The organism is Amycolatopsis granulosa, assembly GCF_011758745.1.
Lineage (GTDB): Bacteria > Actinomycetota > Actinomycetes > Mycobacteriales > Pseudonocardiaceae > Amycolatopsis_E > Amycolatopsis_E granulosa.
The window spans coordinates 3,465,461-3,491,200 of sequence record NZ_JAANOV010000001.1 but is presented as its reverse complement, the minus strand read 5'-3'; the positions used below and the strand labels follow the sequence as shown (position 1 = coordinate 3,491,200).

Here is a 25,740-nt window from a genome sequence, read left to right as displayed (position 1 = left end):
CTTTGGTCACTTGATCGTTCCTGACCTGCGCGGCAGAGAGCCAGCACACTGTCCTCCCACCGCCGACCTCGTACGATTCGGGCAAGGAAGGCGAACCACAGCTAGGAGGACCCACGATGCCCATCGCCACCCCCGAGGTCTACGCGGAGATGCTGGACCGGGCCAAGGCGGGCGAGTTCGCGTACCCGGCGATCAACGTGACCTCGTCGGAAACCCTCAACGCCGCCCTGCGCGGGTTCGCCGACGCGGAGAGCGACGGGATCATCCAGATCTCGACCGGTGGCGCCGAGTTCGCCTCCGGCACCCGGGTCAAGGACATGGTGACCGGCGCGACCGCGCTCGCCGAGTTCGCGCACGTCGTCGCCGAGAAGTACCCGGTCAACGTCGCCCTGCACACCGACCACTGCCCGAAGGACAAGCTGGACGGCTTCGTCCGCCCGCTGATCGCGCTGTCCCAGGAGCGCGTCAACAAGGGCCAGAACCCGCTGTTCCAGTCGCACATGTGGGACGGCTCGGCGATCGACCTGGACGAGAACCTGGAGATCGCCGCCGAACTGCTCGCCAAGGCGGCCGCCGCGAAGATCATCCTCGAGGTCGAGATCGGCGTGGTCGGCGGTGAGGAGGACGGCGTCTCGAACGAGATCAACGAGAAGCTGTACACCGCCGAGGGCGACTTCGTGAAGACCGTCGACGCGCTGGGCACCGGCGAGAAGGGCCGCTACCTGCTCGCCGCGACCTTCGGCAACGTGCACGGCGCCTACAAGCCGGGCGCCGTGCGGCTGCGCCCGGACGTGCTCAAGCGCGGCCAGCAGGTGGCCGCGGAGAAGCTGGGCCTGGCCGAGGGCAGCAAGCCGTTCGAGCTGGTCTTCCACGGCGGGTCCGGCTCGCTGCTGGAGGAGATCCACGAGGCGGTGTCCTACGGCGTGGTGAAGATGAACATCGACACCGACACCCAGTACGCCTTCTCGCGCCCGATCGCGGACCACTTCTTCAAGAACTACGACGGCGTCCTGAAGATCGACGGCGAGGTCGGCAACAAGAAGACCTACGACCCGCGCAGCTACCTCAAGCAGGCCGAGCAGGCGATGGCCAAGCGGATCGTCGAGGCCGCCGAGCACCTCAAGTCGGCGGGGGAGAAGATCAGCTGACCGGTACCTCCCGGTGGGTCCTCACCAGCCGCGTGAGGGCCCACCACAGGAGTGGCAGCCCCACCAGGACCGCCAGCGCGGGCCAGTAGGCGAACGGCGGCGCGGACTCGGTGTGCGCATCGCCCAGCAGCCACGGCCGCAGCTGCGACTGGAGCCACAGCGCGCCGTACCCGAACGCGGCCACCAGCAGCCCGCCGGCCAGCGGGGTCAGCACGCGGTGCCCCCGCCCGGCGCGGAACGCCACATCCACCGCGAACCCCACGGCGATCAGGTAGAACGGGATCGCCGAGGCCGGGAACGTGCCGGCCACCAGCAGGGGCCAGATGATCGCGCGGTAGGCCACGTACACGGCGGCCACCGCGGTCGCCGCCCACGCCCGGCCGATCGTGTGCCGGGCGATCACCAGGACCAGTGCCGTCACCCCCACGCCCCACAACGGGTAGACCCAGTCGGCGATCGGCATCGCGAAGTGCAGCACCGCCGCCCGGTCCACCGGGTGACCGATCTGCTGGGCGGCGAAGCTCAGCAGCGACGGCTCGGCCTCCGGCGCACCGCGCTCCCACGCCCGCAGGCTGAGGATGCCGTACTCCTGCTGGCCGTTGGGGAAGAACGTGTTCTCCAGGAAGAACACCCACAGCCCGGTCAGCACCAGCGTGCGGAACCGGCCCGGGGGCGCGGACTTCATCCAGCCGTCCAGGACACCGGCGAGCATCACGCCGGTGCCGATGTAGAGCAGCATGTGCGTGGGACTCCACGCGGTCAGGTCGAGCCCGCTGATGCGGTGGTTGATGACGTCCAGCGGCGCCGCGATCAGGAACATCACCAGCCCGGCCTGCATCAGCCGCAGCGAACGGCGGTCGCAGCCGAGGCCGGTGTAGCTGTGGATCGCGACGAGGACGATGACGATGCCGGTGCCCACGGTGTTGATCAGGTGCGGCGGGGCGAAGTCGTCGCGGATGAACTTGAAGTGCCACGACATGTCCCACGACGAGCCGAGCACCTTGAAGGCGAACGCGACCAGCCACATCCCGTACGCGAACCGCAGCACCCACTCCGGCGTGGGCCGTCCCGGCGCGCCCCGCTCCCAGTGGGTGGCGAAAAACAGCTTCGTCCTGCCGATGGGTCCGCGCGGCACGGCGGCACCCTCGGCAGCCCCCTCGAGCGCCTTCGTCATGCGGACATCATCCATGGTCGCCGCCGCCGGTGGAGCGGGACGAGCGAAAATCAGGGTTCACCCTGAGGCGTGACTCGCTTGCGCCGGGCGGCCGCCGCCGGGCATCGTGTCGGGCCGTGATGCCGAAACGCTTCGTCGCCGCGGTTCTGATCGCCGCCCTCGTCCTCCTCGGCAGCGGGGTCCTCGCGAGCCTGTTCGTGTGAGCCGCCGATACTGGGCACCATGACGAACCTGCTGGAACCCGACCCCACCCGGCTGCCCGACCGGGTGGACGCACAGGCCGCGATGGACGCGGGCACCGACCCGGCCGACGTGGCCGCCGAGCACCCCGACTTCAGCGAGGCGTGGGCGGCCCTGGCCGAGCGGTCGCTGGAGGCGGGTGAGTTCGTCCCCGCCTACGCCTACGCCCGCACCGGCTACCACCGCGGGCTGGACCAGCTGCGCCGCGCCGGGTGGAAGGGCTTCGGCCCGGTGCCCTGGGACCACCGCCCCAACCAGGGCTTCCTGCGTGCCCTGGCGGCCCTGGCCAAGGCCGCCCAGCGCCTCGGCGAGACCGAGGAGTACGAGCGCTGCCGCAAGTTCATCGCCGACTCCGACCCGGCGGCCGCCGCGGCGACCGGCCTCCAGTAGGCCCGGCCCACCACAACGCCGCCCCGGCGACGGCTCGCGGCCCCTTTTCCGGCCGCGAGCCTCGCCGGGCCGGGACGAACCGGCTCCGTACGTGACGGATGATGGGGTTGCTGTCACTGCGCGAGTGGCAGGACGTCACGGCGCTCGCGGGCGCCCCGGAACGGCGAGCCGGTTTCCGGCGGTCAGGTCGGAAACCGGGTGAGGTGGCAGTCATGTCGGTGCCCCGGAAGCGTGGACCCGGCCGGCCCCGGAAGGTGCCGGTCGACGAACAGCGGGCGCTCGTCCTCGCCGCCGCGGCGCACGTGTTCGCCACGAGCGGCCTGGCGGGCGCCACGATCGAGCACATCGCGCGCGAGGCGGGCCTCACCCGGCAGGCGGTCTACGAGGTGTACGGCGACAAGCACGCGTTGTTCGCGGCCGTCCTCGAACAGGCGGAGGAGCAGGCGTACGCCGCGATCGCCACGGCCGGCGCGAGCGACGCCGACCTGGACCTGACGAGCTGGGCACGCAAGAACTACGCGAACCTGTTCGACTTCGTCGCCGAGCACCCCGGCGTGCTGCCGCTGTTGCAGGAGGCCGAGCGCGCGGGCGACCCGGCGCTGTCCCGGCTGAGGGAGCGGCTGGCGCGGGTCTACACCGAGGCGAGCGGGCAGCGGTGGGCGGCCTTCGGCGTCGAGCCGGGCCGCGCGGACACCGCGCTGGTCACGATGTACTTCGCGATGGTCGAGTCGCTCGTGGGGATGGACTGGCACGGCGCGGCGCCGGACCGGGACGCGCTCATCGACCTGCTCACCGAGTTCACCATCGGTGGCGTGCTGCGGCTCTACCGCCGCGCCCCGGAGGTCATCGCGCGGGTCCGGTAGGCGTCCAGGATGCGGGAGACCGGTCGGCCGTGCCGGTTTTTCCGTAGCGTCGGGGACATGGCGCCGTCTCAGCTCGCGATCGTGGGGGCGGGGCCGCGTGGGATCGGCGTGCTGGAACGGCTGTCCGCCAACGCGGCCGAGCTGCTCGGGCCCGCGGGCCTGGTGGTGCACCTGATCGACCCGTTCCCGCCCGGCGCGGGCCGGATCTGGCGGTACGAGCAGTCGCCGCTGCTGCGGATGAACTCGATGGCCGAGGACGTCACGATGTTCACCGACGACTCGGTCACGATGACCGGCCCGGTGCGGAGCGGGCCGTCGCTGTGGCAGTGGGCGCAGGAGGTGCGCAACGGGCGGATCGGCTACGACGTGCCGGCGGACCTGCGGGACGAGCTGGACGCGTTGCGCGGTACGTCCTTTCCCACCCGGCGGCTGACCAGCGCCTACCTGGACTGGGTGTACCGGCACGTGCTGGCCGGGCTACCCCGCGGCATCGAGGTGGTGGAGCACCGCACGCGCGTGACGCGGATCGACGGGACGCGGGTGTGGCTCGCGGGCGTGGCCGAGCCGCTCGACGCGGACGCGGTGGTGCTGACGGTCGGGCACCTCGACGCCGACCCGGGTTCGGTTGAGCGGGAACTGGCCGGGTTCGCGGCGCGGCACGGGCTGGCCTACTACCCGGCCGGCTACACCGCCGACGTCGACTACGAGCACGTCGCGCCGGGCGAACCGGTGCTGGTGCGCGGGTTCGGGCTGGCGTTCGTCGACCTGATGCTGTTGCTGACCGAGGGTCGCGGCGGGCGGTTCACCGAGCGCGCGGGCGGCCTGGTGTACCAGCGCAGCGGCGCGGAACCGGTGCTGCACATCGGGTCCCGGCGCGGGGTGCCCTACCACGCGAAGCCCGGTTACCGGTTGCAGGGCGCACCGCTGGAGCTGCCGCGGTTCTTCGACCAGGCGCGGGTGGCGGAGCTGCTGGCGCGGGAGCGGCACCTGGACTTCCGCGCGGACGTGTGGCCGCACGTGGCGAAGGAGCTCGCGTGGGGGTACTACAGCGAGCTGTTCACCGGCCATCCGTCCCGGGTGCTGGTGCCCTTCGCCGAGTTCGCGCGGGGATTCGCCGCGTTCGACTGGGACAGCGGCGAGATGCAGGCGCTGGTGCGGCGCGCCGTGCCGGCCGAGGAGGACCGGCTCGACCTCGACCGGCTGGACCGCCCGCTGGCCGGGTTGCGGTTCGGCTCGGCGGAGGAGTTCGGGAAGTACCTGCGGTCCTATGTGGAGGCCGACCTGGCGCGGCGGGCGGATGCCCGGTACTCCGCGGACCTGGGTGCGTTCATGGCCCTGCTGTCGGTGTACCAGCAGATGCCGGCCCTGATGGCCTCCGGCAGGCTTGACGTGTCCGACGTGGACGGTTGGTGGCACGGGTTCTTCTCCTACTACGCGAGCGGTCCCCCGCCCCGCCGGTTGCACGAGCTGCTGGCGTTGCACCAGGCCGGGGTGGTGTCGTTCCTGGGGGCGGACGTCCGGATCTCGCTCGGTGAGGACGGCTTCGTGGCGTCCTCGGGCAGCTTTCCGGGCTCCGTGACGGCCCGGACGCTGATCGAGGCGCGGTTGCCGCCGCCGAGCGTTTCGCGTGCCTCGGACGGGTTGCTGGCGCAGCTCCGGGGCGCGGGCGAGCTGGCCGAGGAGCGGGTGCGGGACCTGCCGTCGGGACTGATCCACACGCGGGTGTCGGACGGCCGCTTGCTGGACGCGCTGGGCAGGCCCCAACCGCGGCGGTTCGCGCTGGGCCCGCACACGAGCGCCCGCTCGGCGGCCGCGTTCACCCGGCCGCGGACCAACGGCCCGTCGTTCCGGCAGAACGACGCCGCGGCGCGGGAAATCCTGCGCGTGGTGCGGGAACCGCGTGACGGGGTCGCGGAGTAGCACGTCGCGGCGGGAACCGCGATCAGCCGCCGCGGGCCGCCGACCGGGTACCAGCGGTCGGCGACCCGCCGCGGCCCGGGGCACCAGGTGCGGACCTGGAACGAACTGGCGAGAACGCCGGCTCGCCGACGTCCGCTCGAAGGTTGAGCCCACCAGTGCTGATCAAGGCCGTGGAGCTGCAGAAACAAGAAGGCACCGCCCATCGGGCGGCGCCTTCTGAAGCACAACCGCAGCGGTGTGGCCCACCCTGTTCAGAGTCACCAGGGACCGTTCAGCGGTCTTCACCGAATACAATACCCGACGTGACTGGGGATCACCAAACGAACACTGCCGTGCTGGCTGTGATGAGCACCCCACGAATGGCCGACTACCTGGTCAAATGCCACTACGACCGCGCCGCCGCCCTGGAACTCTACGCGTGGAACTCGCTGGCGGGCTCCGCCTACTGGGAAACCCTCGGCCACCTGGAAATCGCGCTGCGCAACGTCCTGGCGAGCAGGCTGGCCGTGCGGCACCAGACGAAGGGCCGTCCCGGCTCGTGGCTCGACGACCCGAGCCAGGACCTCGACACGACCGCGCGGGAGGAGATCCGAAAGGCCCGTCAGCGGGTCCGGCGCAAGGGAAAGCACGCCGGCGCAGGCCAGACCATCTCGGAACTGACCTTCGGATTTTGGCGGTATCTGCTGGCCAAGCAGTACAACACCACCCTGTGGCCCAGTTTGGCCAGCGGGTTCCCACACGCCCCGAGCCGCGCCCGGCACACGATCGAGCAGCCGATCAAGCGCCTTCACCAGTTCCGCAACCGGCTCGCTCACCATGAACCGATCTGGAACAAGGAGCTGACCCAGCGCCAGCAGGACATCTATGACGTCCTCACCTACATCGACCCCCACCTGCACAGCTGGGTCGCAAAGCGATGCCGCATCTCCGCGGTACTGCTCACCTGCCCGGTCCCACGTCCGCATCCCTGAACCGCCCGCCGCACCCGGCGCCTGCTCAGACCGGCCGCCACCCCGCACTGCAGGCGGTCAGGCCACCTCCGACACCCGCCCGGGGATCGCGTTCAGCAGTTCCTTCGTGTAGGCGTGCCGCGGCTCTCGCAGGACCTGGCCGGCCGGGCCGTGTTCCACCAAGGTGCCCGCGCGCATCACGCCGACGTGGTCGGCCACCTGCCGCACCACCGCCAGGTCGTGCGAGATGAACAGGTACGTCAGCCCGAGCTCGTCCTGCAGGCGGACCAGCAGCTCCAGGATCTGGGCCTGCACGGACACGTCCAGGGCCGACACGGGCTCGTCGAGCACGACCAGTTCCGGGCGCAGTGCCAGCGCCCGCGCGATCGCCACCCGCTGCCGCTGCCCGCCGGACAGCTCCGCCGGCCTGCGCCGCAGCATCGACGCCGGCAACGCCACCTGGTCCAGCAGCTCCTCGGGACGCCCGGGAGCCCGGAACGCCCGCAACGGCTCCGACACGATCTGGGACACCGTGAGCTTCGGGTTCAGCGACGCGTACGGGTTCTGGTACACCAGCTGCATCCGCCGCCGCAGCCGCCGCAACTCCGCGCCGCGCACGGCGGTCACGTCCACACCGTCGAACGACACCGTGCCCGCGGACGGTTCCGCGAGCCGCAGCACCATCCGCGCCGTCGTGGACTTACCCGACCCGGATTCGCCGACCAGCGCCAAGGTCTGCCCGCGCGGGATCTCGAACGACACATCGTCCACCGCCCGGATCGCGCCGAAGTCCTTGCGCAGTCCCGAAACCCGGACCAGCGCCGTCCCCGCCGCGCGGCGTGACCGCAGCGGTTCCGTCGACAGGCTGGGTGCCGCCGCCAACAGCCGCCGCGTGTAATCCTGCGCCGGTGCGGCCAGCAGCTCCGCGCTCGGCGCCCGCTCCACCAACCGGCCCTGCGACACCACCGCGATCTCGTCCGCCCGGTCGGCCGCGACCCCCAGGTCGTGGGTGATCAGCAGCAGCGCCAGGTTCTCCTCCACGGCCAGCTCCGCGAGGTGGTCCAGGATGCGCCGCTGCACCGTTACGTCCAGCGCGCTGGTCGGCTCGTCGGCGATGATCAGCCTGGGCCGGCCGGCCAGCGCCGCCGCGATCAGCGCGCGCTGCCGCAGCCCGCCGGACAGCTCGTGCGGGTACTGCCGCGCCCGCAACCCCGGGTTGTCGATCCCGGCCCGCGCCAGCAACTCGACGGCCTGCGCCGGGGCCGCGCGCCGGGTGGCCAGCCCGTGGACGACCAGAGCCTCACCGACCTGCTCGCCGATCCGCTTGACCGGGTTCAGCGACACGGTCGGGTCCTGCGGGATCAACGCGATCTCCGCGCCGCGCACCGAGCGCCACGCCTTCTCCGGCAGCGAGGTCAGTTCCCGGCCGTCGAAGGTGATCGACCCGCCCTCGATGCGCCCACCACGCGGCAGCAGCCCGATCACCGCGTGCGCGGTGGTCGACTTGCCCGAACCGGATTCGCCGACCACCGCCACGGTCTGTCCACTTCGTACCGTCAGGCCGACCGACCGCACGGCCGGCACCACACCGGACCGCGTGCGGTAGGACACGGCGAGATCCCGCACCACCAGCAGTTCACTCATGCCGTTCTCCGTCCAGGGCCTTCGACAACCGGTTCGCCGACAGCACCACCGCGGCGATCACCAGACCGGGCAACGTGGTCATCCACCAGGCGCTCGCCAGGTACGCGCGGCCGGCGGACACCAGCGACCCCCATTCCGGCGACGGCGGCGCCGCGCCGTAGCCGAGGAAGCTCAGCGCGGAGATCTCCAGCACCGCGGTGCCGAACGTGAGCACCGCCAGCACCACCACCGGGCCGACCGCGTTGGGCAGGATGTGCCGCGCCAGCACGCCGAACCACCGGACGCCGCTCGCCCGCGCGGCTTCCACGTACACGCCGGTCCGCACCCGGATCACCTCCGCGCGCATCAACCGCGCGAAGTTCGCCACGTTCGCCACCCCCACCGCGAGCGCCACCTTGGTGGTGCCGAACCCGAGCGCGGTGACCAGCGCCAGCGACAGCAGGATCGGCGGTATCGCCAGCAGCACGTCCATGACCCGCATCAGCGCCGAGTCCAGCCATCCTCCGCGCGCCCCGGCGACGAGGCCCAGCACCGATCCGGCGACCAGCGCGATCAGCACCGCGAGCAGCGTGGCCCGCAGGGACATCCCGGCCCCGTGCACGACCCGCGCGAACACGTCCCGCCCGGTCTCGTCGGTGCCGAACAGGTGCGCCGCCGACGGCGCCCGCAGCTTCTCGCGCGGCACTCCGGCCAGCGGGTCGTGGCTGGTGAACAGCGACGGCACCAGCACCCACGCCACGACCAGCGTGAGCACCAGCACGGCCAGCACCAGACCGGGCCGCCGCAGCAGGAACCCGCCGCGGCCGGGCACCGCGAGGACGTCAGACATGCGCCGCCTCCCTCCGCACCCGCGGATCGAGCAGTGGGTACAGCAGGTCCACCGCCAGGTTGATCACCACGAAGCAGAACGCGGCCAGCACGATCACCGCCTGCACCACGGGCACGTCCTGCGCGTTGACGGCCGCGGTGGTGACGCGGCCGACGCCGTCCCGGGAGAACACCGTCTCCGTCACCACCGAGCCGGCCAGCAGCTGACCGGTGACCACGCCCAGCATGGTCAGCGCCGGGATCGCCGCGTTCCGCAGCACATGTCCGAAGTGGACCGTGGCCCGCCCCGCGCCCCGGGCGCGCACGATCTCCACGTACGGCTCGGCGAGTTGCGTGCGCAGGCTCTTCGCGAGCACCTGCCCGATGACGGCTCCGGTCGGCAGCGCGAGCGTGATCGCGGGCAGGATCAGCGACTCCGGACCGTGGTTGCCCAGCGCGGGCAGTACCCGCAGTTGGAACGAGAAGATCTGGATCAGCACCAGGCCCACCCAGAACACCGGCAGCGAGATGCCCAGCGGCGGCAGCGACTGCAACAGGGTGCCCAGCCACCGGTGCCGGGTGTAGGTGCCGGCGAGGGCGGCACCGCCGCCGAACAGGATCGCCAGCACCAGGCCGAGCCCGGCCACGGCGAGCGTCGGCGGCAGGGCCGTGAGCACCATGTGCGTGGCGCTGTCGCCGGTGGTGACCGACGTGCCGAAGTCACCGTGCAGCGCGGCGAGCAAGCGCTTTCCGTACTGCACCGGCCACGGGTCGTCCACCCCGTACTCCGCCTGCGCCCGGGCCACCTGCTCGGCGGTGAGCGCCGTGCCGGCGTCGGCGCCGCCGAGCTTCGCGAGCACCGCGTCCCCCGGTAGCAGGTACAGGATCACGAACGACACCGTGAACGCCGCCCACAGCACGAGGACGGCCTGCCCGGCCCGGCGCAGCAGGTACCGTCTCATGAGCCCGACACCCAGGTGTCGAACAACTGCAACCGCGAGGACGCCTCGAAGTTCACCGCGTGCGCGTCCGGTCCCAGCGCCACGACCTGGGTCAGCTCGAACACCGGGATCGCGTAGCCGTTCGCCACGATGAGCCGCTGCGCCTCCGTCACGGGCTGTTGGCGGGCCGCCGGGTCGACCGTGGCGGCCTGCGCGTCCAGCACCGCGTCGAGCGGGTTGCCGGGCTGCAGCCGGCTGCGGTTGCCCGCCTTGGTGGAGAAGTTGTTGCGCAGGATGTCCGGGTCGGCGCGGGTCACGTTGTACCAGAGGAGGTCGTAGCCGTTCGCCTGCTGGATCTGCAGGACCTCGGCGTTGGGGTGCGGCTCCAGCACCAGGTCGAACCCGATCCTGCGCAGCTGCTGCTGGATCAGCTCCAGCACGCTCTGGCTCTGGTTGAACAGCGGGGCGTAAACGACCGTCGCCGTCAGCCGCTGGCCGTTCCTGGTGCGGATGCCGTCGGCGCCGGGAACCCAGCCGCCGGTGTCGAGCAGCCGCGCGGCACCCGCCGGGTCGTAGGCGAGCTGCGCGGACAGGTCGGCGTGCAACGGGGTGGTGGAGGCCAGGATGCTCGTGGCCGGCTTGTAGTTGGGCGACAGGACGGTGTCGACCACCTCCTGCCGGTTCACGCCGTTGACCAGCGCCTGCCGCACGTTGTCGTCGGTGAGGACACCGCGGGTGACGTTGGCGTGCAGGTTGAACACGATGCCCGGGTTCGGCCGGGTCTGCTCGCTGAACCCGTTGCCCTGGAACTGGGCCTCGTCCACCGGCTGGACCTCGGTGGTCGCGCCGATCTGGCCGGACAGCACGCTGCCGGTGCGCACGCCGGGCTCGGGCACGATCTTGTAGTCGATCCGGTCGAGGTACGCCTCGCCCTGGTGCCGCCACAGCGACGACCCCCAGGCGTAGCCCTTGCGTTTGGTGATCACGATGTCGGCGTTCTGCTTGAAGCTGTCGAAGACGAACGGGCCGGAGCCGATCAGGCCGTCGCCCTGGCACCGCTGCTCCGGGGTCTTCCGGTACGCGGCCGGCGCGAGGATGCCGAGCGACATCGTGGAGCTGGCCTGGAGGAACTGCGCGCTGGGCGCGGTGAAGTCGATTCGCACGGTCCGCGGGTCGACCACGGTGGCACCGCGGTACGCGACGAGGTATCCCAGTCCCAGCAGGGATTTCGTGCCCAGCGCCTTGACCCCGTCGAAGCTGGTCTTGACCGCGGCCGCGTCGAGCGGGGTGCCGTCGGCGAAGGTGGCGCCGGACCGCAGGTGGAAGGTGAAGCTGGTGGAGTCGGCGTTGCTCTCCCACCGCTCCGCGAGCCACGGCTTGATCTCGCCGGTGGCCGGGTCCTGGTCGGTGAGCGAGTCGACGAGCTGGCGGCCCACGTTGAGGGCCGCGTTCGTGCCGGTTTGCTGCGGGTCGAGGCAGTCCGGATTGGAGCCGACGGCGATCGTCAGCGTGCCGCCGGGGCGCGGCGGGCCGGCGTCCGTGGTCGTCGCGCCGGAGGAGCACCCGCTCGCGAGCAGCGCGGCGGCAGCGGCGAGGGGCAGGATTTTCGCGGGGAGGCTGGGAGGCACGGGACAACGCTAAGCACGGACCCAGCAGTTGAACCCCGCTTCCCAGCCTGTGAGCCGAAACCGGGGCGGCCTTGACTGCGCGCGGGCCGTCCGTCATCCGGAGTGGATCGCCAGCAGGTCCTCGGTGTGCCGGTACCACGTCCGGCGGGTCAGCGGCCGCGGATGCGGCACCCCGTTCTGCACCACGGTCGCCGGGTGGCAGCCGAGCTGGCAGGCCCGTCCGGACACCTCGCTCGTCCGCCGGAGCAGACCGCGGACGACCCGCACGTGCACGCCACCGGCGCCGGGCTGGACGACGAACGACCGCGCCGAGCCACGGAACGCGACCAGGTCGTCACAGTACGCTTCTCCGGTGACGGGCCCGATCGTCGCGGCACCCATCAGGACGCCGCCGCTGTCGTCACGCACCAGCGCCCGGGGCCGCGGTTCACCGTCGCGGGCGAGGGCGAGCGCGTCCGCCGGGTCGGCCGGCAGCCCCCACAGCCGCGCCGCCGGGGACGCCGGATCGACCGGCACGTATCCGACCGGGGTGTCCCCCAACCGGTTCTTCCGCATGATCCGCACCACGACCGCCGCCAGGTCCGCGTCCGTCCCCACGACGATCAACGGCTCCCCGGAAGCGCCCTCGAGCAGGGGATCCACGTCGTTCCGGCCGGGTTCGGCGGGCACTTCACGCACCCCCGGCTCGTTGCGAAGGAGTGACGAACCAGACCCGCAAGCCAGCACCGTTCCCCGCGCCACCGGGTCCTCCGTTACGCTCATGCACCGGCATTTGCCTGCGCTGAATTTCCTGTTGCCGAATACCTGGAGTGTCACATGCCGGCCATCGTGCTCATCGGTGCCCAGTGGGGGGACGAAGGCAAGGGCAAGGCCACCGACCTGCTCGGCGACCGTGTCCAGTGGGTTGTCCGCTACCAGGGCGGCAACAACGCCGGTCACACGGTCGTCCTGCCGAACGGGGAGAACTTCGCCCTGCACCTGATCCCGTCCGGGATCCTCACGCCGGGCGTCACCAACGTGATCGGCAACGGCGTGGTCGTCGACCCCGGTGTGCTGCTCGACGAGCTGGACGGCCTGGAGAAGCGCGGCGTGGACACCAGCCGCCTGCTGCTCTCCGCGGACGCGCACCTGATCATGCCGTACCACGTGGCGATCGATAAGGTCACGGAGCGTTACCTGGGCAGCCGCAAGATCGGCACCACCGGGCGCGGCATCGGCCCCTGCTACCAGGACAAGATCGCCCGCGTCGGCGTCCGCGTGCAGGACCTGCTCGACGAGAAGATCTTCCGCCAGAAGGTCGAGGCGGCCCTGGAGTTCAAGAACCAGGTGCTGGTCAAGGTCTACAACCGCAAGGCGCTGGACGCCGACCAGGTGGCCGACGAGGTGCTGGCCGCGGGCGAGAAGTTCGCGCACCGCATCGCCGACACGCGGCTCCAGCTGAACAAGGCCCTCGAACGGGGCGAGACGGTGCTGCTGGAGGGGTCGCAGGGCACGCTGCTCGACGTCGACCACGGCACGTACCCGTTCGTGACCTCGTCGAACCCGACCGCGGGCGGCGCGAGCGCCGGATCGGGCATCGGGCCGGGCCGCATCACGACCGTGCTCGGCATCCTCAAGGCCTACACCACGCGCGTCGGGTCCGGCCCGTTCCCGACCGAGCTGAACGACGCGATGGGTGAGCACCTGCGCAAGGCCGGCGGCGAGTTCGGTGTCACCACCGGCCGGTCGCGGCGCACCGGGTGGTTCGACGCGGTGATCGCCCGGTACGCGACCCGGGTCAACGGCATCACCGACTTCTTCCTCACCAAGCTCGACGTGCTGTCCGGGCTGGATCGGGTGCCGATCTGCGTCGGGTACGAGGTGGACGGCTTCCGCACCGAGGACATGCCGATGACGCAGACCGACGTGCACCACGCCGTGCCGATCTACGAGGAGCTGCCCGGCTGGTGGGAGGACATCTCGCACTGCCGGACGTTCGAGGAGCTGCCGGCGAACGCGCGGGCCTACGTGGAGCGGATCGAGGAGCTGTCGCAGGCCCGGGTCTCGGCCATCGGCGTCGGCCCGGGCCGCGAGCAGACCATCGTCCGCCACCAGTTCCTGTAGGCGACGTCGTCGGATCAGCCCCGTGAAGTCCTCGTCGGCCGTCGGGTTGCGGAAGAGGTCGAGGACGGGGCAGCGGACGGGGCAGTGCTCGTCGACCTGGTGCGTGGCTCACACGGCGGCGGGGGCGGCTCAGGTCAGGACAGCCGCGCCATGAGCGTGTCCGACAGGGCGAGTTCCTCCAGGTCCAGCTCGCGCAGGACCTTGCGCAGCACCTCGTCGTCGAGCTTGCCCTCGGCCCGTTGCTCCAGCATCGTCTCGCGCTGGACGAGCAGCAGGTCGCGGCGCGCCTGGACGAACGCGGCGTGCGGGCTGGACTCGCGTTCCTCCGCGCTGAGCGAGATCGCCGCCACCGCACCGCGGTAGCGCGTCTCGACCAGCGCCCGCAGCCGGTTGCCGAGGCGTTCGGCCCGCTCCTGCGGGATGCCGAGCTTGCCGACCAGCTCGGGGGTCATCTCGTCGAGGCGGTCCAGTGCCGCGTGCATCGCCGCCTCGCGGGCCGCCATCTCCTCCTCGGCGTCCCGCTCCGCGTCGTCCTTGTCGTGCACGCCGAGCCGGCGGATCAGCACGGGCAGGGTGAGACCCTGGACCAGCACCGTCCCGATCGCCACGACGAACGCGCACAGCTGGATCTCGTCGCGGCCGGGGAACGGCTGCCCGGCGTTGGTCAGCAGTGGCACACCGGCCGCGGCGGCGAGCGTCACCACGCCGCGCATGCCGGCCCAGGACAGCACGAGGAGGTTCCGGGTCGGCGGCCGGTCGCGTTCCCGGCCGAAGAACCGGACCGCCTGGGGCAGGTAGGCGTTGAGGAACACGTACGGGATGCGGATCGCGATCGCTACGCCGAGCACGGCGAGCGCGCACCACCACAGCTGCCAGTTGTCGTGCGCGTTGGCGCTCACGCCCGCCAGCACGAACGGCAGCTGCAGTCCCATCAGCGCGAACACGAGCGCCTCGAGCAGCACGTCGAACGACGCCCAGATCGACGAGTCCTGCACGCGCGTGGCCGAGCCGGCGTAGAGCGAGCGGTCGCCGAGGTACAGTCCGGCGGCCACCACCGCGAGCACACCGGACCCGCTGAAGTCCGCCGAGAACGGGTGCAGGTGCTCCGCCGTCACGTACACCGCGAACGGCACGATGATGCCGAAGACCGATTCCATCAGCGGGTCCTCGAGCTTGCGCCGGATGAGGGAGACCAGCACCGCCGCGGCGAGCCCGACGCCGATGCCGAGCACCGCGGCGACGAGGAACACCAGGAAGCCGTGGCCGAGCGACCCGGCGGCGCCGAGGACCGCGGCGAGCCCGATCTTGTACAGCGTCAGCGCGGCGGCGTCGTTGACCAAGCTTTCCCCGGTGAGCACCGTCATCAGCCGCCGCGGCAGGTGCTGGCGGCGGCCGATCGCGGCGGCGGTCACCGCGTCCGGCGGCGCGACCACGGCACCCAGCACGAACGCCGAGCTCATCGGCAGATCGGGCAGCAACAGGTGCACGACGAACCCGACGACCAGCGCCGTGATGACGACGAGCACCACCCCGAGCCCGATGATCGGCCGGGCAGCGGCCTTGAACTGGGCGAACGAGCTCTCCCGCGCGGTCGAGTACAGCAGCGGCGGCAGGACCAGGGTGAGGACGAGCTCCGGCTCCATCTCCACCCGGGGCACGCCGGGGACGAACGAGACGGCCAGCGCCGCCACGACCACCAGCAGGGGTGCCGACAGGTTGAACCGCCGGGCGACCGCGGTCAGCCCCAGGGCACCGGCCAGCACCGCCATCAAGGTCAGGAGCTCCATACCGGCATCCTTACCCAGCGGCACGCGCCCCACCCGGTGAGACGCACCGCACGGGCCTGGCGCACGAGAAAGGGCCCCGGAAAGTCCGGGGCCCTTTCGCCGAGGATCGAGGTCAGTGCATCAGCATCGCGGGCGGAGCGTCCTCCGCCGCGTCCTCCTCCGGCGGCAGGGCCGGCTTCTTCGGCAGGAACAGCGCCGGCACCAGGCACAGCGCCACCAGCACGAGCGTCCAGATGAACGTCGAGGCGAACGCGTCGGCGCTGGCCGCGGCGGCACCGTCGTGCGTGGCCGGGTTCATCAGAGCGGCCGTCGCCGCCAGCTGACCGTCGCTGGTCGGCACGCCGAACTTCCCGGCGAGCAGGCTGGCCAGGATGATCGACACGACGGCCGAACCGACGGCACCGGCCGTCTGCTGCACGATGTTCATGGCCGTCGAGGCGCGGGCCACGGTGCGCTGGGTCAGCGTCTGCAACGCCGCGGTGCTGATCGGCATCATGGTCATGCCCATGCCGAGGCCCATCACGAACAGCGCGCCCATCAGCAGCAGGTAGGACGTGTCGGCACCGACCTGGGTGAACACCGCGACGCTCGCGATGATCAGCACCAGACCGGGCAGCACGACCTTGCCCGCGCCGATCTTGTCGACCAGCTTGCCCGCGATCGGCATGGTGATCATCGCGCCGATGCCCTGCGGCGCGAGCAGCAGACCGGCCTGCAGGGCGCTCTCCCCGCGCACCAGCAGGAAGTACGTCGGCAGGATCAGCATCGAGCCGAGGAAGGCGATCATGAACAGGGTCATGGTCACCATCGCCACGCTGAACGTGCGGTTGCGGAACAGGGTGAGGTCGACCAGCGGGTTGGGGACCTTCAGCGCCCGCACCACGAACGCGACGGTCAGCACGATCCCGATGATGCCGGGCAGCCACACGTTGGTCGCCCCGACACCGCCGTGGTGCGGGATGTTCGACACGCCGTAGATCAGCGCGGCCAGACCGGGCGAGAGCATCAGCATGCCCGGGAAGTCGAACTTGTCCGCCGGGCGCGGCTCGTCCTTGGGCAGCAGCCGCCAGGCCAGCAGGATCGCGACCACGCCGATCGGCACGTTGATGTAGAAGATCCAGCGCCAGCTCACCGAGTCGACCAGCCAGCCGCCGAGGATCGGGCCGCCGATCGGGCCGAGCAGCATCGGCACGCCGAGCGCGGCCATGACGCGGCCGACGCGGTGCGGGCCGGCGGTCTTGGTCAGGATCGTCATGCCGGCGGGCATCAGCATGCCGCCGCCGAGGCCCTGCAGGACCCGGAACACGATCAGCGACTCGATGTTCCACGCCGCGCCGGCCAGCGCCGAGCCGATGAGGAAGAACGCGATCGCCAGCATGTACAGCCGCTTGGTGCCGAACCGGTCGCACGCCCAGCCGGTGACCGGGATGACCGTGGCCAGCGCCAGCATGTAGCCGGTGGCGACCCATTGGATGGTGTCGAACGAGGTGTGGAATTGCAGCGTCAGCGCCTGCAGGGCGACGTTGACGACCGTGGTGTCGAGGATCGCCATCACGGCGCCGAGCACGACGACCGCGGCCACCTTCAGCACGGCGCTGTCGAGTTTGTCGGTGTTCGGAGGTCTGTCGTCCGAAATGGTGGTCATGGGCTGGTGTCCGTCCAGTTGCGAAGGCTCACGGGAAAGGGGCCGACCGCAGGAGGAAACCCCGAACGAGAAACAGATCCCCCTCAGTCCCCATTGAGACTAGCCGGGCGACAGGCTATGACGCGAAGACTTTTCGGGTGTTCGGGATCACGTTCACCAACCGCGGAAAACCGGACACGGCCCGTGATCGCACGGGCCGTGTCCGCGGACCATCCACTCAGGACCGCACGGCCACGAGCGCGGTGTCCGGCTGGTCGGCGAACAGCCCGTCGATACCGGTCGCGAGGTAGGCATCCAGCTCGGCGAAGACGTTCCCCCACGCGGCCGGGTCGGCCGACGACCGCAGCTCGGCCGGCAGGAAGCTGTTCTCGTTGCGGAAGGTGTAGGGCACGACCTTCAGGCCGGCGTCGTGCGCGTCGGAGACCAGCGAGGTCGGCGTGCCGAGCGTGCCGCTCGCCGTGCGCGGGATGATCTGCGCCTTCTCCGGCCCGAGGTAGTCGGCGTAGGTGGAGATCTCCTTCAGACCGATCGGCGTGACCAGGTCGGCGTAGGTCCGCTTGTCGCCGCTCGCGACGAAGTCCGCGGGCGCCCCAGTGGCCGAGGTGAGCTGCACCAGCGGCACCTTCACCTGCTTGCTCAGCGCCTTGAGGTTCGCCACCTCGAACGACTGGATGACGACCGGTGCGCTGCGCTTGTTCAGCCCGTTGCGGTTGAGGATGTCGACGAGCTTCGGCTCGGTGGGGTTGCCGATCGAGGCGAAGTAGGTGGAGTGCTTGACCTCCGGGTAGGTGCCGAGGGTGCGGTGCAGCTCGCGGCCCAGCCGCCGCGTCAGGTCGAGCACCTCCTGGTAGGTCGCGATCTGCCACCGTCCGTTGTAGATCTTGTTGTCCGGGCGGATGTCCGGGATGCGCTCGGTGGCACGCAGCGTCTTGAGCTCGGCGAGGGTGAAGTCCTCGGTGAACCAGCCGGTGAGCGCGGTGCCGTCGATCACCTTGGTGGTCCTGCGGTTCGCGAACTCGGGGTGCGCGGCGACGTCGGTGGTGCCGCCGATCTCGTTCTCGTGGCGGGCGACCAGCTGGCCGTCCCTGGTGGGCACCAGGTCGACGTCGACCCAGTCGGCGCCCTGGCGGTAGGCCAGCTCGTAGGAGGCGAGCGTGTGCTCCGGCCGGTAACCCGGCGCGCCTCGGTGTCCGACGACCACTGGTTCGGCACGCTCCTCGTTCGCCGGGGCGGCTTGGCTCGCACTGGTGACACCGGCGGTGCCGGCCAGGAACAGGCCGGACAGCGCCAGTGCCGCGAGTCTTCTCCGCACGATCAACCTCCTGGGGGGACGAAAGGGACCTCCCGGCCACTCTCACCGGTGCGGACGACGGCCGCGGCACGGGCGGGCGGCGCGCGGCTGGCGGGCGGGTGAACGGGGCGTGCCGTCGGCAACCCTCTAGGCTCAGTTCCGTGCGTGTCCTTGTCATCGGCTCCGGCGCCCGTGAACATGCCCTGCTCCTCGCCGCGTCCCACGACCCGGCCGTCACCGCGCTCGCCTGCGCGCCCGGCAACGCCGGCACGGCCGCGCTGGCCGAGCAGCTCGGCGTCGACGCCGCCGACGCGGCCGCGGTCGCCGAGCTGGCGAAGAGCTGGCGGGCCGACCTCGTCGTGATCGGCCCGGAGATGCCGCTGGTCGCGGGCGCGGCCGACGCGGTCCGCAAGGCCGGCATCCCGGTGTTCGGCCCGTCCGCGGCGGCGGCCCGCATCGAAGGCTCGAAGGCGTTCGCCAAGGACGTGATGGCCGCCGCGAAGGTGCCCACCGCACGCAGCGAGATCGTGGACAACCCGGCGAAGCTCGATGACGCGCTGGGCCGCTTCGGCCCGACCTGGGTGGTCAAGGACGACGGGCTGGCCGCCGGCAAGGGCGTCGTCGTCACCGCCGACCGGGACGCGGCACGCGCGCACGCGATGAAGCTGCTCGACGGCGGCCACCCGGTGCTGCTCGAGTCGTTCCTCGACGGGCCGGAGGTGTCGCTGTTCTGCCTGGTCGACGGCCGCACGGTGGTGCCGCTGCTGCCCGCGCAGGACTTCAAGCGGGTCGGGGACGGCGACACCGGGCCGAACACCGGCGGCATGGGCGCCTACGCCCCGCTGCCGTGGGCGCCCGCGGGGCTGGTCGACGAGATCGTGCGCGACATCGTCCAGCCGGTGGTCGACGAGCTGGCCGCGCGCGACACCCCGTTCTCCGGCCTGCTCTACGCGGGCCTCGCGCTGACCTCCGACGGCCCGCAGGTGGTGGAGTTCAACTGCCGCTTCGGCGACCCGGAGACGCAGGTCGTGCTCGCGCTGCTGGCCACCCCGCTGGCCGGGCTGCTGCACGCGACCGCCACCGGCACCCTCGCCGAGCAGCCGCCGCTGGAGTGGCACCCGGGTTCCGCGGTGACCGTCGTGATCGCCGCCGACGGCTATCCGGGTGTGCCGCGCCCGGGTGACGTGATCACCGGGGCCGAGGCGGAGGGCGTCCTGCACGCCGGCACCCGCCGTCGCGACGACGGCGCCGTGGTGTCGCACGGCGGCCGCGTGCTGTCCGTGGTCGGGGTGGGCGAGGACCTCGACGCGGCCCGGGCGCAGGCGTACGAGCGGGTCGCGAAGGTGCACCTCGCCGGCTCGCACCACCGCACGGACATCGGGCTCAAGGCCGCGCGTGGCGAGATCACGGTGCCGGGGGCTTCGGCGGAACCCGGCCACGGCTGACCCCGCGGTTGGTAGCCTTCTCCCCGGAACTGGTCGGTCACCGTCCGTACCCGGGGGTGCGTTTCATGGCAGAGCACGACCTGGCCGGCGCCGGTCAGGGCCTGGTGCCCACGCTCGGCGCCCTCGGCGCGACCGTGCCGTCGGTACCCGCGGACCTGCGTGTCGACCCGCATCAGCTGGTCGCCGTCGCGAACGTGATCGACGCGCAGGCGGGCGCCCTCGACGAGCGCATCCGGCGGAACCTGGCGGACCTCGACATCACCGCACCGGCCCAGGACGTCATCAGCACCACGGCGATCGACGCGTGGAACCGTCTCGTCGCCCGGGGCGGCTCGTCCTACGCCGAGCGGGTGCGGGCCTACGTGGGGAACCTGCGGGAGCTGGCCGCCCGGCTCCGGCAGGCCGCGCAGTCCTACCAGGCCGGCGAGGACGAGAAGGCCGCGACGTTGCGCCACCACCGCCCGCACGGCTCGTGACCACCGCTGGACAACGCTGAAGTGAGGTGTGGCGTGGCCACGTTCGACAGCAGCAAGTACGACATCCCGGAGCTCGTGGCGAAGCTGCGGGACCAGCGGTTCGACGGCTATCAGCCGGAGCAGCTCGCGCAGGTCGTGGAGAAGTTCCGGGACGGCCCGGGCCCGGCCGGTATCACCACGGCGGTGGACGCGCTGAAGTCGATCTCCGCCGCGCTGGCCGGCACCGAGGAAGCGTTGCGCACGCAGCTCAAGGCGCTCGGTGTGGACTGGGAGAGCCACGCGGCCGGGCAGGCGTCCGCCGTGGTCGCGCGGGAGGCCGGGTTCTCCGGCGCGGCCACCGCGAAGGTCGAGCAGGCCGCGCGGATGATGTTCGAGCAGGCCGAGGCGTTCACCCGGACCAGGAACAAGCTGCCGGCGCCGGAGGACCTGCGCAAGGCCGGCGGCTACACCTTCGGCGACAGCGTGTTCAGCATCTTCGGGTTCGAGACCGACCACGCGGCCGACGTGCGGGCCGCGGAGGAGGCGAAGGCCCAGGCGGTGGACGCGCTCAATGCCTACGCCCACGACAGCGGCAACTACGTCGGCTCGGCGTCCACGGTGGACGCTCCGGAGCCGATCTCGCTGGTGTCCGCGCCCGGCGCGGGGCTGAGCCCGGTGACCGGTGCTTCGCCGGTGCCGGGCACCTCGGTGACGCAGGCGCAGGGCACGCAGGACGTTCCGCCCGTGCCGCCCCCGGGTGGTGGCCCGGCCGGGGTGACCGGGCCCGCGGGCGCCACCGGCCCCGCCCCGTTCGCCGGTGAACCCGCGCGACCCGGCGGTGGCACGGCCGGCACCGCCACGGCCGGTGCCGGCGAACCGGGGCCCGGCGCGACCGGGTTCGCCGGCCGGGAACCGGGCGGCCCCGGATCGGCGGCGGCGCCGGTGCGGCCCTCCGGTGCCGGCGGCGGGCCGGCCGCGGCCGGCGGTGCCGCGGGGCGAACGGGCAGCACGGCGGGTGCGGCCGGTCCGGGTCTGCGCGGCGCACCAGGCTGGGAAGCACAGCTCGGTCCCGCCCCACAGATCGCCGCCGGCCCGGGACCGGTCCGTGGCCCCGGTGAGCCGGCCGAAGGGCGGCCCGCGACGGGCGGTGGAGCTCGCGCCGGTCTCGGTGCGGGCGAGGGCGTTCCCCGCGGACCGGCGGCCGGGGAACTGGCCAGGGGCCGGGCCGCCGGAGCGCTTCCCCCGGTCACGACCACGCCGACGGCCGTCGGCCCCGGGTTCGCCGCGGTGCGGGCCCCGGGTGGTCCCGGCGCGCTCGCCGAGGCCACGCCCGCGCTCGGCGCCGCCGGGGCGAGCGGGGCTCTGACCGGGGAGGACGACCGGCCCGGTCGCGCCGGCCGCGCCACCGCGGGGCACCGGATCCACCAGGTCCCGATGGGTGACCTGCCCGAGGAGGAGGAAGCCCGTCTCGCCCGCCGCGGGGGGCACACCCCGGACCCGGCCGCGACCCGCGCGATCCTCGAACCCGCCGCCCCGCCCGACGGTGCGGTGGACGGCGAGGACGCGGGGAGCGCCGTCCGGCGCTTCGGCGTCGACGACACCGACCTGTTCGCCGACCGGCGGGACGTGGCACCGGACACGATCGGCGATCGATGAGCCTCGTGCTGACGGCGCTCGAGTTCGACGTGCTGTGGCAGAGCCTGCGGCTGCCACGCGCCCACCCGGCGCTGCGCGTGCCGAGCGCGGGGCCGACCCACAGCGAGCGCCGCCGGCTGGCGGACCACGCCTGGGAGCAGCTCGCCGATCGGGGTCTCGCGCGCGGGCGCCGGGTTGCCGCGGAGATCGCCGACCTGGTGACGCTGCTGGCGAACCCGCAGGTCGCGGTGGACGTGTGGGTGTGGACGGACCGGGAGATCCGCGGTCTCGCCGCGAGCAACGGCGCCGAGGCGGTGCTGGCCGTGGTGGACTCGGGCGAGGTGTGGCTGATCCCGGCGCGGCCGAACGCGCTGGCCGAGTCGGCGGTGTCGGTCGCCGGTGACCGGCCGGCCGGCGTCGGGCATTCGGTGAGCCTGCCGCACAGCACGCTGCGGGCCGCCGACGCGGACGCCCGCGGCGATCCGAGGGCGCTGGTCACCGCGCTGGCGGACCGCGGCGTCGAGCTGTGGGAGGCGCAGGAGCTGGCCGGGATGCTCGTCGGGATGACCACGCGCGGCCAGTTCGGAGTCGAACGGCGCGGCCACCGAGCCGGCCAGGTGGTCGCGTTCTACGACACCGACGCCGGGCGCTACCTGGTGCAGGTGGGCGGGCACGACTGGGCCACCGTCGCGCCGGCCGACAACCAGCTGCTGGCCGCGCGGGTCGCGGAGCTGCTCGACGAGGGATGAAGTCACCCGATGGTGGACCGTGCCGGAAACCGCGCACGGGCTCGGATGATCGTCCTTACAGTGGGCGACGTGCCCGAAAGCGATCCGGACTCGTTGGAGTACGTGGCAGGCCAGGTCGAGGCCATCCACGAGCGGTTCAAGCAGGCCAAGGAGAAAGTCACGGGGGTCACCGGCGAGAACCCGTTCGGCGCGATCAGGCACCCGGACGAGCGCGCGCCGGGCGAGCACCCGTCGGACGGCATGGTGCACGCGCTGGGCACGTTCCGCGACGGGGTGCACCAGCAGTTCGACGCGGCCGCCGAGCTGATGCGCTCGACCGGCTCCGCCCTGCGTGACGCGGCGCGGGCCCTGCGCGAAACGGATGATGCGGCGCGCGACAGCGTCACCGTCAAGGACGGGACCCCGCGGATCTGATGGTGGCCGCACCGGGCATGCCGCCCGAATGGAACGACGTCCAGACCCGCGCGCAGCAGGTGGAGAAGCTCGACCCGGCGCGCATCCAGGCCGTCGCCGACCAGTTCACCCAGGCCTCGAAGGATTCGGCGGACCATTCGGCCGCTCTGCGCAACGCGAGCGCGGCCCTGGGCGGCGGCACGTGGAGCGGTCCCGCCGCGGACGCGTTCTTCGACTACGTCCGCAAGATCGGCGACGCGGGCAAGAAGGTCAACGACCACCTGGACGAGGTCGCCGGGGAGCTGGCGAACCTGCAAACGTCGCTGGCCGACGTGAAGCACCAGGTCGACACGATCAGGCAGCAGGCGCAACGGAACATCGAGGACGCCAACAGCGACGCGGTGACCAGGGCGAGGGACGCCGAGGCGCGGGAACGCGAGGTCCGCGAGGGGCGGGCGGGCGCGACGATGCCCGCGCCCACGTCGGCCGAGATCATGGCCGCCAACGCGCAGCGGACGAGCGGCATCGCGGCCGCCGCGCGGGACGAGATCCAGGGTCTGCTCGCCGGTGCCAACAACCAGATCAGCCGGGTGATGGATCTGGTGCGCAAGGACGTCGAGGGCGGTTACGCGTCGGTGCCGCGGCTGCGCGGCAAGCCGACGCCGATGAAGAGCACCGGCGGGCTGCACGGCGGCGGCTCCGGCGGCGGTGGTGGCGGTGGTGGCGGTGGTGGCCTCGGCCCGAGCGGTGGCCCGCCCGGCGGCCATCCCCCGGGAACCGTGCGGCAGTGGATCGAGGAGGCGATCCGCATCCTCCAGGCCGCGGGCGTTCCCGTGACCGAAGCCGACACCGACAAGATCTGGGCGATCATCGAGAAGGAGTCCGGCGGCAACCCGAACGCGATCAACCTGTGGGACAGCAACGCGAAAGCCGGCCACCCGTCCAAGGGCCTGATGCAGTGCATCGACTCGACGTTCAACTCCTACAAGCTGCCCGGCCACGACGACATCTACAGCCCGGTGGACAACATCATCGCGGGCGTGCGGTACACGTTCGGCCGGTACGGCGGCTTCGACGGCCACCCCGGCCTGAAGAGCATGGCCCACGGCGGCGGCTACCGCGGCTACTGAGCAACGAGAACCCCTCCCGGGCCGCCGTGTTCACCGTCCCGGGCGCCGTGTTGGCCGTCCCGGGCGGGCTGGTCGCCCCAGGGGGCACCCGTTCTGGATGGCACCACGGCGTCACGGGCACCACGGCAACCGGGATCGTCCCACCTCCTAGGCTGGCCCCATGGTCGCCTCAGCCTCGTTCCCCGGTCCGGCCAAGCGGGCGGACGTCGCGCCCTTCCACGTCATGGAGGTGCTCTCCGCGGCGGCCGCGCGGCAGCGCACCCACGGTGACGTCGTCAGTCTCGCCGCCGGGCAGCCGAGCGCGGGTGCGCCGGAGCCGGTTCGGGAAGCCGCCGCGCGGGCGCTTCGCGACCAGAACCTGGGATACACCGTTCAACTCGGCATCCCGGAGCTGCGGGAGGCCATCGCCGGGCACTACGGCCGCCGGTACGGCATGACCGTCAGCCCGGAGGACGTCATCGTCACCACCGGCTCCTCCGGCGGGTTCCTGCTGGCGTTCCTGTCCGCGTTCGACGCGGGTGCCCGCGTCGCCATGGCCCGGCCCGGCTATCCGGCCTACCGCAACCTGCTGTCCGCCCTGGGCTGCGAGGTCGTCGAGTTCGCCACGGACGAGAGCACCCGCTTCCAGCCGACCGTCGAGCTGCTCGACGAGCTGGGCCCGATCGACGGGCTGATCGTCGCGAGCCCGGCCAACCCGGCCGGCACGATGCTGCCGCCGGGTGAGCTGGCCGCCATCGCCGGCTGGTGCTCGGCCCGCGGCGTGCAACTGATCAGCGACGAGATCTACCACGGCATCTCCTACGGCACCGAGCCCGGCTGCGCGTGGCAGTCCACCGCCGAATCCATCGTGCTCGGGTCGTTCTCCAAGTACTTCGCGATGACGGGCTGGCGGCTGGGCTGGATGCTCGCGCCGAAACGCCTGCACCGCGCGGTCGACGTGCTCACCGGCAACCTCAACATCTGCGCGCCCGCGCTCGCCCAGCACGCCGCGGTCGCCGCGTTCGAGCCGGACTCCTACGCGGAGCTGGACGGGCACGTCGCGCACTACCGGCGCAACCGGGACCTGCTGCTGGACGGCCTGGCGGGCATCGGGCTGGATCGCGTCGCCCCGGTCGACGGGGCCTTCTACGCCTACGCCGACGTGTCCGCGCACACCATGGACAGCCTGAGCTGGTGCCAGCGCCTGCTCGCCGACACCGGGGTGGCGATCACCCCCGGCATCGACTTCGACCCGGTCGACGGCGGGAAGTTCGTCCGGTTCTCGTTCGCCGGGGCGACCGCGGACGTCACCGAAGGCGTGCGCCGGCTCGGCGGCTGGCTGTCCGGGGGAACCCCGGGTTTTCCCTGAACGTTGACGAGAACACGGGCATCCCCGCGGTCAGCCGTGCGAGGCTGCTCGTAG

22 protein-coding genes are annotated in these 25,740 nt (G+C 72.1%); 13 read left to right on the top strand and 9 right to left on the bottom strand.

What is annotated here, in order from left to right:
- Positions 1–116 precede the first annotated feature (116 nt).
- Entirely contained in the window at positions 117–1,148 is a 1,032-nt protein-coding gene (gene fbaA, locus FHX45_RS17015; RefSeq protein ID WP_167102626.1) for a class II fructose-bisphosphate aldolase, read from the top strand.
- Here fbaA and FHX45_RS17010 read toward each other — a convergent pair.
- Complete coding sequence (locus FHX45_RS17010) at positions 1,141–2,322, bottom strand: hypothetical protein (protein ID WP_167102624.1); 1,182 nt, start codon at positions 2,320–2,322, stop codon at positions 1,141–1,143. The two genes, fbaA and FHX45_RS17010, sit on opposite strands and share 8 nt — an antisense overlap.
- 222 nt (positions 2,323–2,544) lie before the next feature.
- Between FHX45_RS17010 and FHX45_RS17005 the strand changes: the two genes are divergently transcribed.
- The 4 genes from FHX45_RS17005 to FHX45_RS16990 all read left to right on the top strand — a co-directional run bounded on the left by FHX45_RS17005 (position 2,545) and on the right by FHX45_RS16990 (position 6,706).
- Positions 2,545–2,952: a DUF3151 domain-containing protein gene (locus FHX45_RS17005; RefSeq protein WP_167102621.1), complete on the top strand. Its 408-nt coding sequence runs from the start codon at positions 2,545–2,547 to the stop codon at positions 2,950–2,952.
- Positions 2,953–3,164: 212 nt separating this feature from the next.
- Complete coding sequence (locus FHX45_RS17000) at positions 3,165–3,815, top strand: TetR/AcrR family transcriptional regulator (protein WP_167102619.1); 651 nt, start codon at positions 3,165–3,167, stop codon at positions 3,813–3,815.
- Positions 3,816–3,872: 57 nt separating this feature from the next.
- Positions 3,873–5,735, top strand: coding sequence for an FAD/NAD(P)-binding protein (locus FHX45_RS16995; RefSeq protein ID WP_167102616.1), 1,863 nt, complete (start codon positions 3,873–3,875; stop codon positions 5,733–5,735).
- A gap of 302 nt (positions 5,736–6,037) precedes the next feature.
- Complete coding sequence (locus FHX45_RS16990; RefSeq protein WP_208405958.1) at positions 6,038–6,706, top strand: Abi family protein; 669 nt, start codon at positions 6,038–6,040, stop codon at positions 6,704–6,706.
- Positions 6,707–6,763: 57 nt separating this feature from the next.
- On the opposite strand, the gene FHX45_RS16985 is transcribed toward FHX45_RS16990, so the two are convergent.
- The 5 genes from FHX45_RS16985 to FHX45_RS16965 all read right to left on the bottom strand — a co-directional run bounded on the left by FHX45_RS16985 (position 6,764) and on the right by FHX45_RS16965 (position 12,383).
- Positions 6,764–8,329, bottom strand: a complete 1,566-nt coding sequence (locus FHX45_RS16985; RefSeq protein ID WP_167102614.1) for a dipeptide ABC transporter ATP-binding protein — start codon at positions 8,327–8,329, stop codon at positions 6,764–6,766.
- Positions 8,322–9,158 (bottom strand): ABC transporter permease, encoded by an 837-nt coding sequence (locus FHX45_RS16980; RefSeq protein ID WP_167102611.1) that lies wholly within the window; start codon positions 9,156–9,158, stop codon positions 8,322–8,324. The genes FHX45_RS16985 and FHX45_RS16980 overlap by 8 nt, the downstream gene beginning before the upstream one ends.
- Positions 9,151–10,098: an ABC transporter permease gene (locus tag FHX45_RS16975; RefSeq protein ID WP_167102608.1), complete on the bottom strand. Its 948-nt coding sequence runs from the start codon at positions 10,096–10,098 to the stop codon at positions 9,151–9,153. The genes FHX45_RS16980 and FHX45_RS16975 overlap by 8 nt, the downstream gene beginning before the upstream one ends.
- Positions 10,095–11,705, bottom strand: a complete 1,611-nt coding sequence (locus FHX45_RS16970; protein WP_341771495.1) for an ABC transporter substrate-binding protein — start codon at positions 11,703–11,705, stop codon at positions 10,095–10,097. The genes FHX45_RS16975 and FHX45_RS16970 overlap by 4 nt, the downstream gene beginning before the upstream one ends.
- A gap of 93 nt (positions 11,706–11,798) precedes the next feature.
- Positions 11,799–12,383 (bottom strand): hypothetical protein, encoded by a 585-nt coding sequence (locus FHX45_RS16965; protein WP_167102605.1) that lies wholly within the window; start codon positions 12,381–12,383, stop codon positions 11,799–11,801.
- A gap of 138 nt (positions 12,384–12,521) precedes the next feature.
- On the opposite strand from FHX45_RS16965, the gene FHX45_RS16960 reads away from it, so the two are divergent.
- The gene (locus tag FHX45_RS16960) at positions 12,522–13,808 is read left to right on the top strand and encodes an adenylosuccinate synthase (protein ID WP_167102603.1); all 1,287 of its coding nucleotides are present in this window, start codon (positions 12,522–12,524) and stop codon (positions 13,806–13,808) included.
- Positions 13,809–13,942: 134 nt separating this feature from the next.
- Here the strand turns inward: FHX45_RS16960 and FHX45_RS16955 are convergent, their stop codons facing one another.
- The 3 genes from FHX45_RS16955 to FHX45_RS16945 all read right to left on the bottom strand — a co-directional run bounded on the left by FHX45_RS16955 (position 13,943) and on the right by FHX45_RS16945 (position 18,555).
- Positions 13,943–15,595 (bottom strand): Na+/H+ antiporter, encoded by a 1,653-nt coding sequence (locus FHX45_RS16955; protein WP_167102600.1) that lies wholly within the window; start codon positions 15,593–15,595, stop codon positions 13,943–13,945.
- A 112-nt stretch (positions 15,596–15,707) separates the two neighbouring features.
- Complete coding sequence (locus FHX45_RS16950) at positions 15,708–17,240, bottom strand: DHA2 family efflux MFS transporter permease subunit (protein ID WP_167102597.1); 1,533 nt, start codon at positions 17,238–17,240, stop codon at positions 15,708–15,710.
- A gap of 217 nt (positions 17,241–17,457) precedes the next feature.
- Positions 17,458–18,555, bottom strand: coding sequence for a glycerophosphodiester phosphodiesterase family protein (locus FHX45_RS16945; RefSeq protein ID WP_167109088.1), 1,098 nt, complete (start codon positions 18,553–18,555; stop codon positions 17,458–17,460).
- A 137-nt stretch (positions 18,556–18,692) separates the two neighbouring features.
- On the opposite strand from FHX45_RS16945, the gene purD reads away from it, so the two are divergent.
- The 7 genes from purD to FHX45_RS16910 all read left to right on the top strand — a co-directional run bounded on the left by purD (position 18,693) and on the right by FHX45_RS16910 (position 25,686).
- Positions 18,693–19,976, top strand: coding sequence for a phosphoribosylamine--glycine ligase (purD, locus tag FHX45_RS16940; RefSeq protein WP_167102594.1), 1,284 nt, complete (start codon positions 18,693–18,695; stop codon positions 19,974–19,976).
- A 65-nt stretch (positions 19,977–20,041) separates the two neighbouring features.
- A complete protein-coding gene (locus tag FHX45_RS16935) occupies positions 20,042–20,452 on the top strand; it encodes a PE domain-containing protein (RefSeq protein WP_167102591.1) in 411 nt (136 codons plus the stop codon).
- A gap of 33 nt (positions 20,453–20,485) precedes the next feature.
- On the top strand, positions 20,486–22,087 hold the full coding sequence (locus tag FHX45_RS16930; protein WP_167102588.1) for a PPE domain-containing protein: 1,602 nt from the start codon (positions 20,486–20,488) through the stop codon (positions 22,085–22,087).
- On the top strand, positions 22,084–22,815 hold the full coding sequence (locus FHX45_RS16925) for an ESX secretion-associated protein EspG (protein WP_167102585.1): 732 nt from the start codon (positions 22,084–22,086) through the stop codon (positions 22,813–22,815). Before FHX45_RS16930 ends, FHX45_RS16925 begins: the two co-directional genes overlap by 4 nt.
- Before the next feature lie 69 nt (positions 22,816–22,884).
- Entirely contained in the window at positions 22,885–23,229 is a 345-nt protein-coding gene (locus tag FHX45_RS16920) for a hypothetical protein (protein ID WP_167102582.1), read from the top strand.
- A 17-nt stretch (positions 23,230–23,246) separates the two neighbouring features.
- Positions 23,247–24,338 carry a transglycosylase SLT domain-containing protein gene (locus tag FHX45_RS16915; RefSeq protein ID WP_243869074.1) on the top strand — a complete coding sequence of 364 codons (1,092 nt, stop codon included), beginning with the start codon at positions 23,247–23,249 and terminating at the stop codon, positions 24,336–24,338.
- Positions 24,339–24,498: 160 nt separating this feature from the next.
- A complete protein-coding gene (locus tag FHX45_RS16910) occupies positions 24,499–25,686 on the top strand; it encodes a pyridoxal phosphate-dependent aminotransferase (RefSeq protein ID WP_167102576.1) in 1,188 nt (395 codons plus the stop codon).
- Positions 25,687–25,740: the final 54 nt, after the last annotated feature.

Bases quoted from the DNA above. Each gene is read 5' to 3' on its own strand.
- fbaA (WP_167102626.1), top strand. From the start codon at position 117: ATGCCCATCGCCACCCCCGAGGTCTACGCGGAGATGCTGGACCGGGCC.
- FHX45_RS17010 (WP_167102624.1), bottom strand. From the start codon at position 2,322: ATGACGAAGGCGCTCGAGGGGGCTGCCGAGGGTGCCGCCGTGCCGCGC.
- FHX45_RS17005 (WP_167102621.1), top strand. From the start codon at position 2,545: ATGACGAACCTGCTGGAACCCGACCCCACCCGGCTGCCCGACCGGGTG.
- FHX45_RS17000 (WP_167102619.1), top strand. From the start codon at position 3,165: ATGTCGGTGCCCCGGAAGCGTGGACCCGGCCGGCCCCGGAAGGTGCCG.
- FHX45_RS16995 (WP_167102616.1), top strand. From the start codon at position 3,873: ATGGCGCCGTCTCAGCTCGCGATCGTGGGGGCGGGGCCGCGTGGGATC.
- FHX45_RS16985 (WP_167102614.1), bottom strand. From the start codon at position 8,329: ATGAGTGAACTGCTGGTGGTGCGGGATCTCGCCGTGTCCTACCGCACG.
- FHX45_RS16980 (WP_167102611.1), bottom strand. From the start codon at position 9,158: ATGTCTGACGTCCTCGCGGTGCCCGGCCGCGGCGGGTTCCTGCTGCGG.
- FHX45_RS16975 (WP_167102608.1), bottom strand. From the start codon at position 10,098: ATGAGACGGTACCTGCTGCGCCGGGCCGGGCAGGCCGTCCTCGTGCTG.
- FHX45_RS16960 (WP_167102603.1), top strand. From the start codon at position 12,522: ATGCCGGCCATCGTGCTCATCGGTGCCCAGTGGGGGGACGAAGGCAAG.
- FHX45_RS16955 (WP_167102600.1), bottom strand. From the start codon at position 15,595: ATGGAGCTCCTGACCTTGATGGCGGTGCTGGCCGGTGCCCTGGGGCTG.
- FHX45_RS16950 (WP_167102597.1), bottom strand. From the start codon at position 17,240: ATGACCACCATTTCGGACGACAGACCTCCGAACACCGACAAACTCGAC.
- FHX45_RS16935 (WP_167102591.1), top strand. From the start codon at position 20,042: ATGGCAGAGCACGACCTGGCCGGCGCCGGTCAGGGCCTGGTGCCCACG.
- FHX45_RS16925 (WP_167102585.1), top strand. From the start codon at position 22,084: ATGAGCCTCGTGCTGACGGCGCTCGAGTTCGACGTGCTGTGGCAGAGC.
- FHX45_RS16915 (WP_243869074.1), top strand. From the start codon at position 23,247: ATGCCGCCCGAATGGAACGACGTCCAGACCCGCGCGCAGCAGGTGGAG.
- FHX45_RS16910 (WP_167102576.1), top strand. From the start codon at position 24,499: ATGGTCGCCTCAGCCTCGTTCCCCGGTCCGGCCAAGCGGGCGGACGTC.